The organism is Nostoc sp. (genome assembly GCF_036919495.1).
Lineage (GTDB): Bacteria > Cyanobacteriota > Cyanobacteriia > Cyanobacteriales > Nostocaceae > Nostoc.
Map to the genome: position 1 here is coordinate 187399 of NZ_JBALBZ010000067.1, position 17594 is coordinate 204992.

Genomic DNA, 17594 nt, shown 5'->3' on the forward strand with positions numbered 1-17594 from the left:
TAAGCGTAGCTTGTCGTAGACATCGCTAGCCATTATTGCAACGTGTTGATATCACATTTAGGATTTCTCTCATTTAATTTGCGATTTTGAGATGAGGTGTTTTGAACGGTCAAGACAATTTTGAAAAATCGGGTTTAAATTGGAAAATCGAAGAATAATTGAGAAGTCAGAATTTAGGAGACACAATGAAGAAAGTAGAGTTTTATACCACAATTTGACTAGAGACTCCTTAATATAGATGTCGATATTAAACCCTTTTATACCCTTTATTTTCAGAGGATGTCCAAAAAGTCTTAGGTGAATATAATTCGCTACTACATTAGCATTGTCTATCTACGCCCAAAACATAAAAAATTAAAAATTTCCAACCCACCTTCATAGGTTTAGTCTTTATAGCCGCGATTTCTAATCCGGTTTAGATAAGCTGGCGTTGCAGGGGAAGCTCTTCAGGAAAAAGGGTTATTGTTAAGTAATTCTTCTCTCCCCCTGCTTGGCTCAACCAAGAAATTCCTTAACCGAATGGTATTGAGTCACCAGGACTCTAATTCATGCTGAATTCTTCTTGATAAAAAATCAATATTGATTTGATATTAATTTTCTGATTATTGTAAATTTCTGATAAAGATGTAAATACTTCATAGGGAATCATGTAGTTTCTGTAAGGCTAAATCACGTTCTTGAGCAATGCGATTAAATAGCTAAGATGAATTTATAGCGAATTTTAATAAGACACAAAGTAAACAAGTTTATTGACACATGGCTAGCTTAAATTTCACCAAAAATGCTGAAGTTAATCTTAATGATAACTTTAGTATTTTTTTCAATTTATTTACAGTAAAAGAAAATTTTTGTAAATATAAAACTAAATAAAGTATTAAAATAAATAACAGATTGAAATGAAAATTATATATCTATTAACAAATTCTATTTTCAGACTATTACTTTAATAATTTAGGCAGAGCAGGCAGGCAAAAGTGTTTTCTAAAAAAGTGCAGAGCAACATTAACCAAATCATGGTAGAAAAGGAAGAAATAGAAGTGCCACCTACCTTAAGAGAAAGCTGCTCGGCACCTACAAATTATCAACAAAAACAGGCGGCAGAATTAGCAAAAGCACTAGAACAACTACAAGCTGAAACTGCAAAACGCCAAGCAGTTGAAGCACAGTTACGCCAAAAAACGTCAGAATTTGCAGCGATTTTGCAAGTGCTTCCTGATTTATACTTTCGTCTTGATGCTGATGGAAGTATTCTGGATTACAAGCCAGGAAAGATGGAGCAACCGTATATCCCAACAGGAGATTGTCAGGGCAAGAGTTTGCGAGAATGCCTACCAATTGCTGTAGGCGATCGCTTCCACCAAGCAATAACTCAAGTACTTGAAACTCAATATGAAGTCAGTTTTGAATATATCTTAGCGCTCCCAGAAGGCAAGAATAATTTTGAAGCCAGGTTATTACCATTACCAGACCAGCAAATCATACTTCTTGTCCGCCACATCAGCGACAACATCCAAGCAGCATTTATAGAAAGCAATAACAAGTTTAGCAGCATTATCGAAAACGCCAATAACATTATTTTTGCCCTGACACTTGAAGGGATATTTTCCTACGTTTCTCCTAACTGGACAGAAATTTTTGGACATGAGGTTGCAGAGGTTGAAGGCAAATCCTTTGTTCCCTTTGTACATCCTGACGATGTGCATATTTGTGCCGATTATTTTCAAAGAATTTTGACAACAAGTGAGAAACAAAAGGCAATTGAATATCGGGTAAAACACAAAAATGGTAGTTGGCGATGGCATACAAGCAACTCATCTGTTATTAAAGACGCCAATGGCAATGTTTTAAACTTTGTTGGTATTTGTTATGACACCACTGACCGCAAACAAGCAGAGGAAGCTCTAGCAGAACGGGCGCGTTTAGCACATTTTCGTGCGGATGTAGACGCAGCCCTTACCCAGAGTGACAACTTACAGAACATGATGCGCCGTTGCACTTATGCTTTAGTTGAACATCTTGATGCAGCCTTTGGTCGCATCTGGACGCTGAACAAAAAAGACAATGTATTGGAGTTGCAAGTTAGTTCTGGGATGTATACCCACATTAATGGGCCTCATAAATGTGTGCCAGTTGGTCAATTCAAAATTGGTTTAATTGCCGAAGAGGGCAAACCGCACCTAAGTAACTCTGTGCAGACAGATCCCCGCGTGGGTAACAAAGAGTGGGCAAAGCAAGAAGGTATGGTCGGCTTCGCTGGCTATCCTCTGATTGTTGAAAATGAAACTGTAGGGGTGATTGCTATGTTTACTCGTCAAACGGTTACAGAATCAACTTTCACAGCACTAGAATTTGCCGCCCAGGAGATTGCCATTGGCATCAAGCGCAAACAAGCAGAAGTTGCACTTAGAGAAAGCGCTCAACGGGAAGCCCTACTCAATCGTCTTTCTAACCAGATTCGAGCTTCCTTGGATCTCAATTACATTGTGGAAACCGCAGTGCAGGAAATTCGTAACTTATTCAATATTGATCGCTGCGCCTTTTTTTGGTACCAGCAAGACACTGATTTACCTAACTGGCAAAGAGTATATGAGGCTAAAAGTTCCTCTTTCCCCTGTTTGCTTAATGAAAAAGCAACTAATGCAGAAATCGAACTAATCGCAGCCAAAACCTTAAACAGAGAAATCATCCGCATTAATGATGTTGAGACTGTGGGCGATGGCATTGCACAGCAGTTTTTGCAGGATTTTGGTTTCACTGCTTTTATGTCGCTCCCTGTACACACCCAATCAGGGGAAATTGGCACATTTAGCTGTGGTTCTTGTAGTGGCTTCCGGCCTTGGTTGGACAGCGAAGTAGAATTATTACAAGCAGTTACAGTTCAATTAGCGATCGCCATTGACCAAGCTAAACTTTACACCCAAAGTCGCATCGCAGCCCAAACAGCGCAAGACAAAGCCCAGCAACTAGAAGCGGCGCTGCTAGAACTTCAACAAACCCAAGCACAACTGATTCAAACTGAAAAAATGTCCAGTTTGGGACAATTGGTTGCAGGTATTGCCCACGAAATCAATAATCCTGTCAATTTTATTTACGGCAATATTACTTATCTCCGTGAATATACTAAGGATTTGCTGCACTTGGTAGACCTTTATCAACAGAACTATTGCCCACCAACACCAGAGATTCACCAACAAATCTACGCCATTGATTTAGACTTTCTCAAGCAAGATTTGCCGAAAATCCTAGATTCTATGAAGATGGGAGCCGAACGCATTCGGCAGATTGTCCTATCTTTACGCAATTTCTCTCGCCTTGATGAAGACGGCACAAAACCAGTGGATATTCATGAAGGTATTGATAACACTTTGCTGCTGTTGCAAAATCGCCTGAAAGCCAAATCAGGCCATCCTGAAATCCAAGTAATCCGAGACTACGGCAATCTGCCATCAGTAATGTGTCACGCTGGACACATAAATCAGGTGTTTATGAATCTGTTGACAAATGCGATCGATGCTTTAGAAGAGGGAGTGGGGGAAGAAGCACTCCCTACTCCCCAGATTCGCATTCGCACCCTCATCCAAGAAGGCCATGTAATCATTGGCATTGCCGACAATGGTCTAGGCATGACTGAGGAAGTACGCAAACGCGTATTTGACCCCTTCTTTACTACGAAACCCGTCGGTAAAGGCACGGGCATGGGGTTATCAATTAGTTACCAAATTATTGTAAAAAAACATGGTGGGCAAATCCAGTGCATTTCAGCACCAGGAGAAGGTGCCGAGTTTGCGATCGTGATTCCATTCAAGCAACAACCCGATTTGTAAATATTACGCAATTTTAATCAAAGTTTAATTAAGTGTTAACCTACTGGTTGTTAACTAAGATTAATTCACTTTTTGCTGCAATATTTGAACCCCCCCCAACAACCTAAAATTTATAGGAATTGGGGGATTATTTTTTCTAATACGGGTAAATTAGAAGTAGAAATGTTGCAGTTTAATCGTTTAAAAAACGTTGTAATGGTACTATTATCTTTGCGTAGGTGTAGTCCAATACCATTCGGTTAAGGAATTTCTTGGTTCAGGCAGGCTCTTGAGGCAGTTCGGGAAGACAAGCAGGGGGAAAGAAAAATTATGATACAACCCCAAAGTCAAAATAGTATCACCTACACACGCGTTATCCACCTAAGTCATGTAATTGACATAGATATTCCGCAATGGTCTGGCGACCCTCCAGTAGAATTTGAAACTGTAGCTGAACTGAATAATGATAGCTATTACCTGCGACGTTTCTCCTTGGGAGAACATAGCGCTACTCATATCAACGCCCCTAACAGTTTTCATAGTTATGCTGTAGGAATTGACCAATACCCCGCCGAGTCTTTGGTTGTACCTGCGGTGGTCATAGATATTCGCCAAGCCACAGCAGTTAATCCTGATTATGCCCTGACTATTGCTGATGTTCTAGCTTGGGAAGAACAATACGGTGAAATTTATCCCGGTTGCGTAGTTATACTGAATACTGGCTGGCAAAAAAAGTGGTTTGATAAAAGTGCATTCCTAAATCATGATTCTCAAGGAATTGCCCACTTTCCTGGGTTTGGCAGCGATGCGACTCAATTATTACTGGATGAACGGCAAATAGCAGGCGTAGGAATTGATACTCATGGTGTCGATCCCGGACAGGATAAGAGTTTTGCTATTAACCACTTGGTGTTAGAGAAACCGCGCATTGTATTGGAGAATCTCACCAATTTGGATCAATTGCCACCTAAAGGTACTACTCTAGCGATCGGCATTCTCAGGTTGCGTGGTGGTTCTGGTTCTCCTGTCGGGGTGTTAGCGTTCGTGCCTTAATTTTTATCCCAATTTTTTAAACTTGAGGATAACCTAGAAAGCAAGCAAACTTAGTATACAAATTCCAGTGGATCATCAGCCGGAGATTTTCAAGATGACAACTCCGCTATCTTGCCGCAATTACATAGACGGTCAATGGTTGAGTGCTGTAGAGGAAGCAACTTTAGAAAGTCGCAACCCTGCTGACAAAACCGAAGTGGTTGCCACATTTCCCCGATCGCAAGCCAAAGATATAGATACAGCAGTAGCCGCCGCCCGTAAAGCCTACCACAGTTGGCGTAAAGTCCCGGCCCCAGCTAGGGCAGAATACATCTTTCGCGTTGGGGAAATATTACTCCAGCATAAAGAAGAACTTGCCCAGTTAATCAGTCGGGAAATGGGTAAACCCTTGACAGAAGCTAGGGGAGATGTGCAAGAAGGTATTGACTGCGCCTTTTACACTGCTGGCGAAGGACGGCGATTATTTGGACAAACTACACCGTCGGAAATGTCTAATAAATTCGCTATGACTGTGCGGATGCCCATAGGAGTTTGTGCCTTAATTACTCCCTGGAATTTCCCTGTGGCAATTCCTTGCTGGAAAGCTATGCCAGCTTTGGTGTGTGGTAATACAGTCATCCTCAAACCTGCCGAAGATACCTCCGCCTGTGCAACTAAATTGATTGAAATTTTCCAACAAGCAGGTTTACCACCAGGAGTAATTAACTTGGTGCATGGTGTGGGAGAAGAGGCGGGGAAAGCTTTAGTTGAGCATCCCAATGTAGATTTGGTATCGTTTACCGGTTCTTCAGAAACGGGTGCTTTTGTTGGCGCTACTTGCGGACGCACCCACAAGCGCGTCTGTTTGGAAATGGGTGGTAAAAATGCCCAAGTGGTAATGGAAGATGCGGATTTGGAACTTGCTCTCGATGGTGCAGTGTGGGGTGCTTTTGGAACAACCGGTCAACGGTGTACGGCTACTAGTCGGCTGATTTTGCACCGTGATATCAAAGAAAAATTTACCACTATGCTCTATGAACGTACCAGTAAGTTACGCTTGGGTGCTGGCACTGAACCTAATACAGATATTGGGCCGATTGTCAATGAAAAGCAACTCCAACAGGTGAGCAAGTATTTGGATATCGCCCGTGAGGAAGGAGCAAAGGTTTTAATTGGTGGGGAAATTGCCAATGAAGGCTCATTGAAAAACGGTTACTTCTTTCAACCAACTATTTTGGATGATGTAACTCCTGATATGCGCGTCGCGCGTGAAGAGATATTTGGGCCAGTCGTGGCATTGATTGAGGTAAGTTCTTTTGAGGAAGCGATCGCAATTCTCAATGATAGCAATTACGGTCTTTCTTCTTCAGTTTACACCCGTGATATCAACCGGGCTTTTACTGCCATGCGCGACATCGAAGCTGGTATCACCTATATTAATGGCCCTACTATTGGTGCAGAAGTACATTTGCCCTTTGGTGGTGTGAAACAAACTGGTAACGGACACCGCGAAGCTGGAACTACTGCAATGGATGTTTTCACAGAATGGAAAAGTGTTTATGTTGACTTTTCTGGAAGTTTGCAACGCGCTCAGATAGATAACCGTAGTTAATTTTGCAATAAGCGCGATTTTCAGTTGAGTAGACTATAAAAAAAGACCTAACCCCCAGCCCCTTCCCTTGTAGGGAAGGGGAGTAAGCCTTAAAGCTTCTTTTCTAACTAATACGCATTGAAATGCGAAATTTGTAGTATCCCCTTGACATCATGTAGAGTATATATACATTTGTAGTATAAAAATAAAGACGACAACAAAAGGCAAAACTAAAACCTCTCAGAAGCTTGACTATTGCATAGATGTCACTATTTGGGGCCGCGATTGGGGTTCGACTGCTCCGAAACCAACAAACGGACGGTTGCAGGATTCGGGTTCAATTCCCGACGGCTCCACTAGGCTTAACTGCGGTTGAAGTTATCTAGAGGCTTCCTTCGTAATTATGCTTTCCTTGGGTCTGTAGCTCTAACGGTAGAGTTCCCAGATGTCACTTGTGCCCTGACAGAAAAAGCTTACGTATCGGCTCAATGGTAGAGCGATCGTATCTAAAACGATAAGTGCAGGTTCAATTCCTGCGGTGTTACCACAGCTTTTTCAACTTGCACGAGGTGTGAGTGTAACTCTCACAGGGAGGGTATCGGTTCAATCCCGATCAGATCCACTAATATCAATTCGTAATTACAAGAAGAGGTGATTGCAATGGTTCATATTAGATTTGAAGGGCGTTCTGTTGATCTCCCAGAAACCCAATTGGGAATTGCCGCAGGGATGAATGATCTGGCAGTGAAGGAGCGCGTTGCTCGGCATTTAGATGTGAATAGCGATCGCCTCTGTGCTTACGTAATCGATCGCCGTCCTAGTGGCGATTTGATCGTCCGCCCTGAAGCTGTTTATGGTTGAATTTCCTAGGACTTACGCAAAAGTACACACCGTAGGGGCAATTCATGAATTGCCCCTACGTGAAAATAAGGGTTTCGGCTATTGTTTGCGTAAGTCCTGTTTCCTAGTCATCCGTGCCTTAACACAAGAAGCATACATACACATTCATAACGGCCCTAAGGTAGTAAGGGACTTCCAAATAAAAAAATGTTCCAAAACTGAGGCAAAAACTCTCTCTATTTCTTCTCTCTGCGTTCTCTGCGCGGCAGTCGCTCATGGGGGAAACCCCCAAGACCGCGCTGCCTTGTCTCTGTGGTTCGTTTCTTGGAATAATTTATTTCTTGGAAGTCCCTAAAGTTCGAGCGATCGAATAAGCGAAGCATGATTTCTAAGTCTCTCGCAGATTTAGCGTGCGTGCCCACTGCCAATATTTGGTAAGAGCGACCGTAGCTGTAAAAAGCTTCTTGAACTTGCACGGAATGATTTAAGACTTAATTCCGCACCCTAACTTGTAAAGCCTACACACACTCCGGCAACGGAATGCAGGTTCAAATCCTGCCGCTCCCTTTGATGGGAGCGTAGCCAAATTGGCAGAACAGCGTAACTTCACCATTACCCAGAAGGATTTGACTGTTCAATCTCTGTTTTTTTAGATTGCGTAGACGCTCTTAGCCGCTTGTCGCAGACATCGCCTATCAGGATTTACCAAACTCTGCGAGTTTATTACGAATTACCTAGCTATAGCAGTCCTAAATCATTTGTGAAAATTATATATCTTTTTCTTCTTTCTTCCCTTTGCGTTCTTCTCTAACGAGACGCTACGCGAAAGTGTACTTTGCGGTAGCCTGCGGCAAGCCGCTCCGCGTCTACGTTTTCAATTTTTATATTTTTCACGAATCAAATAGGACTGCTATAGATAGCTGTGTATCTTATCCTTATCTCTTCGTAGAGTACCCAAAGCTTGTTGCTCTATCTGTCGCACTCGTTCTCGACTAATACCCATACGTTGACCAATTTCCACTAAAGAAAGTTCATTCCCATCTGTTAAACCAAAACGTAAAGTTAATATTTCCCGTTGCTGGTGATTTAATTTCTCCAACAAATTTTGAATATTTTGTTGGAGAAACTTTTGGTCAGTGTATAATTCTGGCGAGAGTCCATCATCCTCCAACATATCTTGTAATTCTGTTTCTTTTTCTAAGCCAACTCGCAATTCTAAAGAGACAGGTTGACGTGCTAAGAGTAAATAATGTCGAATTTCTTTAGGTTCTAAAGATATTTCATCGGCAATATCAACTACCGTAGGAGTACGACCTAATTTTTGAGTTAGTTCACGTTGAATACGCTTGATTTTGTTCAGTTTTTCTGTAATATGAATAGGCAAGCGGATAGTACGTCCTTGTTCGGCGATCGCTCGTGTAATTGCCTGACGAATCCACCAATAGCCATAGGTTGAAAACTTGTACCCTTTAGTAGGATCAAATTTTTCAACTCCTCGCTCTAAACCTAAACTTCCTTCTTGAATTAAATCGAGAAAATCTAGGTTACGTCTTTGATACTTCTTAGCAATAGATACCACAAGTCGCAGGTTAGCCTGAATCATTATATGCTTGGCTTCATGGCCCTGATGTAGCTGTTGCAGTAGTAATTTTTCAGCGATATTTATATTTTCAACCCATTCTTGCTGTGTCGGTTGGCGTTTTAAGTGAATAGCTAATTTTTCTTTCGCAGCAAGTAAAGCCATCATTTGTTGAACTTGCGTGGCAAAATTAATCTCTTGTTCATGAGTTAATAAAGGTATACGTCCAATCTCGCGCAGATAAGCACGCACTGAATCAGCAGGATATAAAAGTTTTTCATTTTTATTACTTCCTTCTAGAGACTGGATAGATAGATTATTCATAATTATTTGAACCTTCAGAAATACTTGTTGCTTTAGAGGGAAATAAATTTCAATCCGAGAGGATTAGTATGAAATTCAAAAATGAAATTAGAATGCAATTCTTAATTTTGATAATTAAGGTGCTAACGTTAATTTGACTGGAATCGTTTTGTAGATTGACTTTAAAAGGTCAAAGTCAAGAATTCGTCTAGATTTTCCTGGTTGTTGTCACGTATAATTATTTTGCCAAAGCTAATATTTTTTAAGTTAAGAGCTTGATGTGACAGGAGCTTGTCAAAGAATTGAAAAAGTTATGTCTATCCAAATTCCAGAGGATTTTAATTTGGTGAAGTATACAACCTAAGTCTCAAAACTAGTACAGCACGGCGTAAATAAACCACCCATTCCAAATCAACGAAACTCTTACGCTATATTCCTTTTGACTTTTAACTTTTGACTTCCGCTTTGCGGTACTAGGGATAAAGCCTGTTTTATTTTATAGTTCTGCTGTAAGTAGCAAGAGAGGTTGTACACCATGACGATTTTTGCTACTCTTGCTGTGCTTAGTTGGAGCTTTGCATTCTTTCTCTGATGAGTAATCTTTCTTAAACCCTTTCAAGTTGGGCTTGATATCTGGTTTATTTTGTTCTTCCTTGAGGCGATTGTTTTCAGAGAGTAACTTCTGGTTTTCTTCTTCTAAATCTTTGACTTTTGAGTTCAGTTACTTTGTAAGGTTCAATAAAAGTTATACCGTTTGACGCACAGCATTGTCTGCAACCTCTTTTGGGTAGTTATTTGGGTTCGGAAAGTTAGCTATTGTATACCTAAAAAAACTGTCGAAACAATTCTCAACGATCAAAAGCCTATTTAGACAAACTTTTTATCTACACTAATTAATTGTCAATATAGTTTGCTCCAAAAATAATTGCATAACAATGACTCCAATAACTAAACACCAATCAAGGCTCGGAGTTGAAGTCCTGCGAGGTTGCAATCTTAGCAACCTTACAAATCTAGAGTCGCGTGAATTAAAGGAATCACTTTGGAAACACGGCGTTGTGGTAGTTAGACAGCAACACATCACTGCAAAGCAGTTAAAAGAATTTTCTAGCAAAACCTTTGGTGACTTTATGTTTGGCTATTCCAAAACCAAAACATTAGATCCCGATATTAGTCCAGACTTGCAAAGCCAGGGTGTGTATATCTTGGGTAATCCCAAGGGACTTACTGAAACACCTGTAGGGAAGTTTGCTTGGGAATGGCATCATGATAAGGATGGCGTCCCCAGCACAGAGGGACTGGATATGAATGCACTATATGTTGTCATGCTTTATGGTGTGGAAGTGCCTCCAGAAGGTGTAAATGGGCAGCCCCATACTACAGAGTTTCTCGACATGATAGAGGCTTATAATAATTTAGATCGTCAACATCAGCAGCAGTTAGAGCAGATGTCGATGTATCACTCACCACCAATGTTTTCTAAGAGTAGCAATGTAGAGGATGTACTGAGGAAATTGCATCCCATTGTGTCTACTCACAAAGTCACCGGTAAAAAGGGATTATATCTAGGTTCGGAAACTGCGATCGCAGTTGGTATGGAAGATAGATCAGAAGAAGCAAAACGTTTCTGGCAGGATTTGTTTGCGACTGTTCTAGACTGTACACCAGTCTACTCCCATGTTTGGCAGCTAGGAGATATTATTTTTTGGGACAACTCCCAGGTGATGCACAGAGGTACACCCTATGATGCAACGAAATACAAGCGAATTGCGTTGCGTTTAGGGGTTGTGGACAAGGGATAATTTGAGGCAGGGGAGCAGGGCGCAGGGGAGCAGGGCGCAGGGGGGAAAGAAAAATATTATCTAAATAAATTGGGTAATTTATTCTCTGGAAGTCCTTTATTGAGGTGCTGTCTCTGGCGTTGGTGTCGATGTAGGAGTGGGGGTTTCTGTGGGAGTTGGTGTAGGAGTTGGCTTTGGCGTGGGTGTTTCCGTGGGCGTGGGTGTTTCTGTGGGCGTTGGTATTGGCAATGGGGGAGGGGTGGGATTTTCTGCTGTGATGCTGAGTTGATAATCTATTGGTTTCGATGCTGTGGAAACCACGACAAACTCGTAAAATCCGTTTTCTGGTAATTTAGTTGACAAACTTCGTTCTTTAGAATCTTCTAAAAATTTGATTTTGCCAGAGGGTGAATAGACTGATAACAAAACTTGGGAATTTGCTTGTAGCTTCAATCCCAAAGATTGCTCTTTGGCAAGTCCAGCAATGAATACTTTACCACCACCAGGTTGAAGAGTACCACTGACTGTTTTGCTGATAGCGCCCGGATCAAAGACAAGTTTCTGGAAAGCGCTACCGGCGAGGATAGCACTGAGTTGATCGCTAACAAATCCGTACCAAACTTGTCCAATGGGCTGATCTCGAAAATCTTTACCACGCTGTTCAGGGAATACATTTAAAAATGCTGCATCTCCCAAATCATACAAAGAACGGCTACCAACGTTGATTTTGTTGACTTCTACTTTCCAGCGATCGCGTTCAGCACTTGTATAAGTTCCCAGTTGTCGGCGGGCATTAGAACTCAGTGGCGCTAATTTTTCCAGCAATTCTGAGGCTGTTTTATCCCATTCTGCCCGTAAACCTTCATCTTCAGGGCCATCGCTGAGAGTGCGTCCTTGTAAACTAGGATTTCTGTCCCAAAAAACTTCATTCACCAAATTCACGTAAAAGTTAGAGTTAATACCCAATTGTTGACGGCGATCGCTTAATTGTTCTTTACGCTGCCGTTCGGCTGGTGAATATTGCGCTAAAGGATCGCTCGGTTGCTCACTGGTTGCGGTTGGGCTGGCTGTAGGATTAGGTTTGTCCGCTACATATCGGTTACTATTCAATCCCCACCAAAGTAATCCAACAGTACTGGCTATCACCGCCACCAGTAGGAAGGTTTTTGTTGGTGTCCACCAGCTTGTGGGTTGAGGGGATGGGGGAGATGAGGGGTATGTAGCTTTAGCTTCCCGCAGGGTAGGGGATGAGGGAGAGACGGCGACGGTGGCGGCTGTGGGTTGTGGTGGGGCGGGGTATTGAGTTGGGGGAAAGTTAGCTGGGGGCGGGTTGATAGCTTGGAGTACTTGACTGGCTGATTGATAGCGATCGCTTGGTCTAGCAGATAACATTTTATCTAATACCTGTGCCAAAATCGGACTCACGCTTACTTCGCGTCGCCACTGCCAGGTAAGGTTGTAGGTATCAATTAATTCTTGGGGTTGTTTCCCTGTTAGTAAAACTAACATTGTTGCAGCCATTGCATACAAGTCGCTGTGGGGAGATACTAACCCAGTTTGCATCTGTTCTGGGGGTGCAAATCCTACCTTACCCAATAGGGTTGGTGATGGGGAAGATGCAACCACGCCGGGTTGGTAATATTGGGAAGCAACGGTTGCTACTACTTGTTTGACACCGCCAAAATCAATCAACATTGGCAATTTGTCAACAGTGCGAAGCATTAAGTTATCTGGAGATATATCTCGATGAATAACGCCTATGGAGTGGATATACTCTAACACTGGCAAAATTGAAAGCAATAATTGGCGTACTTCCGCCTCTGTAAAGCGCAAACCCTGTTGTAGTCGGGCATTTAACAACGAGTTATAAGTTTCTCCTTCTACATAATCTTGCACCAAAAACAGATATTCTTTCCCCCCTAAGTTCATGCGAAGCAGTTCCCGGAAGCGGGGAATTTGGGGATGTTGCAGTTTATAGAGAACACTCGCTTCTCTCTCAAACAGTTCTTCAGCTTTTTGGACAACGTAGGCGGTTTGAACTTGGGGGGAAAATTCTTTTAAAACACAAAGTTCGCGGAAACGATTGACATCTTCAGCTAAATAAGTGCGTCCAAAGCCACCCTGGCCAATTTGACGCACAATCACATAGCGATCGCCTAAAGTTAGTCCAGGTTGGATACTATAACTTATGGGCGTATCCAACAATTTTTCACCACACTGGAGACAAAAGCGACTACCTGGGGAATTTTCATGTCCTTGAGAACAATATATTTTAGTCATTTGTTATTTGTCATTTGTTATTAGTTATTCTTCCCCAGTCCCCAATCCCCAATAGCCAATCCCTTTACTTGCTAGATTGTACTTTACTGACTTGATCGGCTGCGATCGCATACCAAATTTGACCGAAAGTCTGTTGATTGAGTTTCCCACGATCCTGATCGGGAAACAACCGATCAAATTTTTCATTGGTATCTTTGGTCAGTTGATCAATTGTATAGTTCCCAAACTGCCCCGATCGCGCTTGCCGTCTCCATGTTACATAATCTTTTTGACTATATTTACCCAATTTCCGACGAGCTGCTGTACTGAGGTCAGCCTGTTCTAGTTTATCCAATAAATTGTCAGCAATACCAGACCATTCATCTCGTAAACCAGCGTCTTCAGATTTAGATGTTAGGCTACGTCTCTTTAATTCTGGTTTTTTTGTATAAAATAAATCATCTACAAAGGGAGTAAAAAATCCTTCAGTAATTTCTAGCTGTTGACGACGATTGATAATTTCCTGAAGATTACTATTTTTTCCTTTGTCGCTGACTGGTTTACCGATTGGATTTGGTAATTGGGGAATTTGCGGTAATGAGATTGATGGGATAGTAATTGAAGTTATACTGCGAATCACTGCATTTACCACCGCTAAAGTACCTGCACCAGTTAAAACAATTAAAGCTGTTCCCCCTAAACTCATCACAAAAGGGCGAATCCAAACAGGCCAAGATATGGGTTTCGCTATTGCTTGCGTTTTGTTCTGGAATCTACTCACAACAGCACTGGCGCGTTGTCTTCCCGGAGCAACTACCATCGTTTTAATCTTGGTGGTAATATAATTACCTGTGGATTTAGTTGCAGTTGGCGATGGTAAATCTTTGAGGATTTGTTCGGCTCGTTGATAGCGATCGCTCGGTTTATAAGCCAGCATCTTTTTTAACACAGCTTCTAGTTCCGGGCTAACTCTAATTTCCTTTCCCCATGCCCAAATTCCCTGATAGCTGTCGTATAATTTTTGTGGCTCTTTCCCTGTGAGCAACACTAGTGATGTCACTGCTAAAGAGTATAAATCACTACTAAAAAATGCTTTTCCCTGCCGTAACTGTTCTTCTGGAGCGTAGCCCTTTTTACCTAGTAAAGTGTTATTTCCAACCAATTTGGTGCGCCAAAAACCTTGAGAAGCTGGCAATTGCTTAACACCACCAAAATCAATCAGCACCGGCAGATTATCAGAACGCCGCCAAATCAAATTATCAGGAGAGATATCACGGTGAACTACATCTCGTGAGTGGATGTAGGATAACACAGGTAAAATATGTTGCAGTAAGGTGATTATTTCTTCTTCACTGAAAGTCTTTCCTTGAGTTTCACGCTCTTCTAATAATTGGTAATAATTATCACCATCCACATAATCTTGCACTAGAAAGAAAAAATCTTTAGTGCCTATCTTCACTTGTAGCGAGGCGTGAAAACGGGGAATTTGTGGATGCTGGAGTGTTTTCAGAACGTTTGCTTCTCGTTCAAATAACTCTTTAGCTTTTTGTAAATCTTGCTTTTCTTCTACTTGGGGTGCAAATTCCTTCAGCACACATGTTTGATGGGATTTATTTCTATCCTCTGCCAAATAGGTGCGCCCAAAGCCCCCCTGCCCTAAATGACGGATAATTTGATAGCGATTATCCACCATTTGTCCCACAGCAAGAGGTAATGGTTCACCACAATGGGTGCAAAAGCGGTTCTCACCATTATTTGTGTGTTGTTTACTGCAATAGAGCTGCATGGTGCTGAAGGATAGATGAAGGTTTTATTGAATGACTACAAGCGCATACTCTCATTTTCGGATATTTTAGGAAATGTTAGGGGCTGGGTATTCCTATATTAAATCCGTGTTGCTAAGAATCACTGGGGTTTTGGGGGTATTAGATAACAGCTAAAATACTGGCAGCAAGTAACGGTGTTGGTTCTACTTCAGGATAAACAACAAGTGTCATGAACCAGAAATCAAGACAGCAGCAAGTAATTAAAGCATTTGAAGATTTTTTGTCTACCCCCCTAGAAACGATACTGCAACGGCATCTCAACACTCAAACTTCGGCAGCTTTGAGTTTATTTCACGATGTGGCGGCAAATGTACCAGCCTACAAGGCTTTTTTAGCAGAAAGGGAAATTAATCCCGCGACTATTCAAACTTTAGAGGAGTTTCAAAAACTACCAGCGATCGCTAAACAAAATTATATACTGCGTTATCCTCTAGCTGACTTGTGCCACAACGGGCAACTTCAAGAGTGTGACATGATAGCTGCATCCTCTGGTTCTAGTGGTAAACCGACATTTTGGCCTCGTTTTTTCACAGATGAACTCCAAATCGCCACACGTTTTGAACAGATTTTTCACGATAGTTTCTATACAGATACCAGACGTACCCTAGCAGTGATTTGTTTCACTTTAGGCACCTGGGTAGGTGGAATGTTTACTACTAATTGTTGTCGTTATCTTGCTAGCAAAGGTTATCCCATCACTGTAATTACTCCTGGTAACAACAAAGAAGAAATCTTGCGAGTTGTCCAAGAATTAGGTTCAGCCTTTGAGCAAGTAGTGTTATTGGGATATCCGCCATTTTTGAAAGATGTGATTGATAGTGGTATCGCTCGTGGTGTGGAGTGGCAGCAATATCAGATTAAATTAGTGATGGCGGGAGAAGTATTTAGTGAAGAATGGCGGAGTTTAGTTGGTGAAAGAGTTGGTTCACAAAATCCTTGCTATGATTTTGCATCACTTTACGGCACTGCGGATGCAGGAGTTTTGGGTAATGAAACACCGTTAAGTATCTGCATTCGCCGTTTTTTGGCAGACAATCCTGATGCAGCTAGAGCTTTATTTGGGGAATCGCGTTTACCCACATTAGTACAATACGATCCTTGCAGCCGCTTTTTTGAAGTTCAAGATGGTGGATTGCTGTTTTCGGGAGATAACGGTATTCCCTTAGTGCGTTATGACATTTTAGATACTGGCGGAATAATTAGTTATGATGCCATGCTGCAATTTTTAGCTGAATGGGGATTTAACCCGCTTGAAAATCTCCGTTCTGACACTCAAGAATCACCTAGAGGTATTCATCAGTTACCTTTTGTTTATGTCTTCGGGCGTTCTAACTTTACAGTTTCTTACTTTGGCGCAAATATCTATCCCGAAAATGTGACGGTGGGATTAGAGCAACCAGGAATTCAAGAATGGGTGACGGGTAAATTTGTGTTGCAGGTGAAGGAAGATGCTGACAAGAATCGATTTTTATCTGTGGTTGTGGAATTAGGAGCAGGGGTAGAGGGTAGTGAAGATCAAAGACTTGCGATCGCATCTTCTATTCTTTCACAACTGCTACGCCTCAATAGCGAGTTTGCTAATTATGTTCCTGTAGAATATCAAACACCACAGGTTGCATTAGCGCCAATGGGGGATTTTGAATATTTTCCGATTGGGGTGAAACATCGTTATACGCGTCAATAACGATGAATCAGGAAGACGCGATGAATCGCGTCTCTACAAGGGGGGATGGGGTGGGTGTTCGCGATGGGCTATGCCCCGCCGTAGGCATCGCTTTCCCAATTGATTGGGTTATTGATAATATATTGTCTAATTCGATCGAGGGCGAATTCATTACGAATTATGTTGTCATGAAACCTTTCTTGCCATCCAAAACCTTCATAAATTTGATTAATTTCAAATGTACATCGTCCTTTGTACCATCTAATAATTTTAGAAAGGGAATTTTTAGACAACATCGGATTAAATAACCCAGTAACCCCACCCCGTTGAATATCCCCCCTTGTAGAGACGCGATTCATCGCGTCTTCTTGTTGTGTTTGAATCGCGTCTTTTTCCTGTATTCGTGAATTCATCGCGTCTTCTTGTATTTGATTAATAACCAAAATCCCATGAATATGATTGGGCATGACACAAAACGAATCTATCTGACAATTAGAAAAATGATTAGGAATCTCATACCACAATTTATGAGCAATTTCTCCAATTTGCGATCGCTGCATTTCACTCTGCACAACTTCACCAAAAAAGCATTTCTTACCGTCGGTGCAAATAGTAATGAAATATCCAGCATTAGTAGCATAACTCCATGCTGGTAAACGTGTTGAATCAATGCGATATTTACCTTTGTACTTGTACTTGGGTTTGTTGTTTTGTGGTTGAGGCTCGTAATGATTCATGATTACATCTTTGATACAAAATTTTATGCAATTATTGCTTTGCATTGATGTAATTGCCAACCCAAAAAACTCGGAATTATTTGCGCTAAGTAGGTGGGCGGGAAAATTTATAACTATGTAACGAAAATTTAACCAGAGAAATTAGAGTTAAATTTAATACGTCGCGTACTGTAGTTGCCT

Annotated in this window: 11 protein-coding genes and 1 other RNA gene; 7 read left to right on the plus strand and 5 right to left on the minus strand. The window is 41.6% G+C overall.

The genetic code is table 11. The features are described from left to right. The first annotated feature begins 1013 nt into the window (after positions 1-1013). The 5 genes from V7K25_RS09300 to V7K25_RS09320 all read left to right on the plus strand — a co-directional run bounded on the left by V7K25_RS09300 (position 1014) and on the right by V7K25_RS09320 (position 7287). Positions 1014-3824, plus strand: a complete 2811-nt coding sequence (locus V7K25_RS09300; RefSeq protein WP_335157207.1) for a PAS domain S-box protein — start codon at positions 1014-1016, stop codon at positions 3822-3824. A 309-nt stretch (positions 3825-4133) separates the two neighbouring features. Further along, complete coding sequence (locus V7K25_RS09305; protein ID WP_335157160.1) at positions 4134-4856, plus strand: cyclase family protein; 723 nt, start codon at positions 4134-4136, stop codon at positions 4854-4856. A gap of 94 nt (positions 4857-4950) precedes the next feature. After that, a complete protein-coding gene (locus tag V7K25_RS09310) occupies positions 4951-6447 on the plus strand; it encodes an aldehyde dehydrogenase family protein (protein WP_335157161.1) in 1497 nt (498 codons plus the stop codon). Positions 6448-6701: 254 nt separating this feature from the next. Then, positions 6702-6785: a transfer-messenger RNA gene (ssrA, locus tag V7K25_RS09315) on the plus strand. Between the two features lie 301 nt (positions 6786-7086). Continuing rightward, positions 7087-7287 (plus strand): hypothetical protein, encoded by a 201-nt coding sequence (locus V7K25_RS09320; protein ID WP_335157163.1) that lies wholly within the window; start codon positions 7087-7089, stop codon positions 7285-7287. A gap of 215 nt (positions 7288-7502) precedes the next feature. On the opposite strand, the gene V7K25_RS09325 is transcribed toward V7K25_RS09320, so the two are convergent. Beyond that, a complete protein-coding gene (locus V7K25_RS09325) occupies positions 7503-7742 on the minus strand; it encodes a hypothetical protein (RefSeq protein ID WP_335157165.1) in 240 nt (79 codons plus the stop codon). A gap of 434 nt (positions 7743-8176) precedes the next feature. Next, entirely contained in the window at positions 8177-9169 is a 993-nt protein-coding gene (locus V7K25_RS09330; protein ID WP_335157167.1) for an RNA polymerase sigma factor, RpoD/SigA family, read from the minus strand. A gap of 914 nt (positions 9170-10083) precedes the next feature. Between V7K25_RS09330 and V7K25_RS09335 the strand changes: the two genes are divergently transcribed. Beyond that, positions 10084-10950: a TauD/TfdA dioxygenase family protein gene (locus V7K25_RS09335; protein WP_335157169.1), complete on the plus strand. Its 867-nt coding sequence runs from the start codon at positions 10084-10086 to the stop codon at positions 10948-10950. 96 nt (positions 10951-11046) lie between these two features. Here the strand turns inward: V7K25_RS09335 and V7K25_RS09340 are convergent, their stop codons facing one another. Both V7K25_RS09340 and V7K25_RS09345 read right to left on the minus strand, forming a co-directional pair. Then, positions 11047-13209, minus strand: a complete 2163-nt coding sequence (locus tag V7K25_RS09340; protein WP_335157171.1) for a serine/threonine-protein kinase — start codon at positions 13207-13209, stop codon at positions 11047-11049. Between the two features lie 64 nt (positions 13210-13273). After that, positions 13274-14974, minus strand: a complete 1701-nt coding sequence (locus V7K25_RS09345) for a serine/threonine-protein kinase (protein WP_335157173.1) — start codon at positions 14972-14974, stop codon at positions 13274-13276. A 209-nt stretch (positions 14975-15183) separates the two neighbouring features. On the opposite strand from V7K25_RS09345, the gene V7K25_RS09350 reads away from it, so the two are divergent. Continuing rightward, complete coding sequence (locus V7K25_RS09350) at positions 15184-16698, plus strand: phenylacetate--CoA ligase family protein (protein ID WP_335157175.1); 1515 nt, start codon at positions 15184-15186, stop codon at positions 16696-16698. Between the two features lie 68 nt (positions 16699-16766). Here the strand turns inward: V7K25_RS09350 and V7K25_RS09355 are convergent, their stop codons facing one another. Continuing rightward, positions 16767-17414 carry a transposase gene (locus V7K25_RS09355; RefSeq protein WP_335157177.1) on the minus strand — a complete coding sequence of 216 codons (648 nt, stop codon included), beginning with the start codon at positions 17412-17414 and terminating at the stop codon, positions 16767-16769. Positions 17415-17594: the final 180 nt, after the last annotated feature.

Excerpts from the sequence above, each read along its gene's own strand:
- V7K25_RS09305 (WP_335157160.1), top strand. The coding sequence starts at position 4,134 with ATGATACAACCCCAAAGTCAAAATAGTATCACCTACACACGCGTTATC.
- V7K25_RS09300 (WP_335157207.1), top strand. The coding sequence starts at position 1,014 with ATGGTAGAAAAGGAAGAAATAGAAGTGCCACCTACCTTAAGAGAAAGC.
- V7K25_RS09355 (WP_335157177.1), bottom strand. The coding sequence starts at position 17,414 with ATGAATCATTACGAGCCTCAACCACAAAACAACAAACCCAAGTACAAG.
- V7K25_RS09345 (WP_335157173.1), bottom strand. The coding sequence starts at position 14,974 with ATGCAGCTCTATTGCAGTAAACAACACACAAATAATGGTGAGAACCGC.
- V7K25_RS09330 (WP_335157167.1), bottom strand. The coding sequence starts at position 9,169 with ATGAATAATCTATCTATCCAGTCTCTAGAAGGAAGTAATAAAAATGAA.
- V7K25_RS09335 (WP_335157169.1), top strand. The coding sequence starts at position 10,084 with ATGACTCCAATAACTAAACACCAATCAAGGCTCGGAGTTGAAGTCCTG.
- V7K25_RS09310 (WP_335157161.1), top strand. The coding sequence starts at position 4,951 with ATGACAACTCCGCTATCTTGCCGCAATTACATAGACGGTCAATGGTTG.
- V7K25_RS09350 (WP_335157175.1), top strand. The coding sequence starts at position 15,184 with ATGAACCAGAAATCAAGACAGCAGCAAGTAATTAAAGCATTTGAAGAT.
- V7K25_RS09340 (WP_335157171.1), bottom strand. The coding sequence starts at position 13,209 with ATGACTAAAATATATTGTTCTCAAGGACATGAAAATTCCCCAGGTAGT.
- V7K25_RS09320 (WP_335157163.1), top strand. The coding sequence starts at position 7,087 with ATGGTTCATATTAGATTTGAAGGGCGTTCTGTTGATCTCCCAGAAACC.